This is a genomic window from Paenibacillus helianthi, assembly GCF_001909055.1.
GTDB classification, from domain to species: domain Bacteria; phylum Bacillota; class Bacilli; order Paenibacillales; family Paenibacillaceae; genus Paenibacillus_AQ; species Paenibacillus_AQ helianthi.
On the sequence record NZ_LVWI01000012.1, the window covers coordinates 1 to 866 of the forward strand.

The 866-nt window shown below is 44.9% G+C and carries 1 protein-coding gene; it reads right to left on the reverse strand.

From position 1 onward, the window contains the following. Window positions 1–25: 25 nt before the first annotated feature. Window positions 26–801, reverse strand: a protein-coding gene (locus A3844_RS31745; protein WP_167374638.1) for an IS5 family transposase whose coding sequence is annotated in 2 segments (ribosomal slippage) — window positions 26–474 and window positions 474–801 — 777 coding nt in all. Because the reading frame shifts where the segments join, the coding sequence is not laid out codon by codon here. Window positions 802–866 lie beyond the last annotated feature (65 nt).

Consider the following 866-nt stretch of genomic DNA (forward strand, 5'->3'; position numbering starts at 1 on the left):
TAACTAGGTCGTGTCTGAAAACTTTTCATTGAGTCAATTTGAAAATGGCAGCTACGTATACAAACGCCAAGAATGACTTGGCCAATTTGTCGTAACGAGTAGCCACACGGCGAAAATGTTTGATTTTATTGAAAAAGCACTCCACTAAGTGTCGCTCTTTGTACCGATACCAATCGACTTTCCATGGGTTTTGACTATTCGCTTTAGGCGGGATAGTGTAGGATGCCTGCTTAGCTGTAATCCAATTCCGAATCACTTCTGAGCCATAGGCTTTGTCGCCAAGAATATGACTTCCTGTAATATCAAGCTTCTGAAGTAAATCGATCGCTGGAACGGAATCGTAGACTTGACCACCCGTCAGAAGAAAAGCGAGGGGATTTCCTAATCCATCGACGACGGTGTGAAGTTTGGTTGTCTTTCCGCCACGACTGACGCCGATGTGCTGATTCACTTCGTGTCCTGGGGCGTTTTTTTAGCACCGGCACTATGTTGATGGGCTTTGACCGATGTAGAATCAATGCTCAAGTTTTCAAAGTCAGGTTCGACCTGAAGAGTTTGGAAGATCGCGACAAGCAGTCCGGTATCTCGCCATTTGCAGAAGCGACTGTAGACCGTTTTCCATGAACCATAGCGTTCCTCCGGTAGATCGCGCCAGGCAGCACCACTTCGAGCGATCCATAGAAAAGCATTAAACATGGTTCTTTCACTTAATTTTGACGGACGCCCTGTTTTGTAGGGTGGAAACATGTCCTTAATTTGTTCCCACTGTTCATCGCTTATTTCGTACCGTCTTTGAATCATGCTTGACGCCCCATTCGTTTTCTCAAATCTTACCATGTTATTTAGTTTTCAGACACATCCTAGAT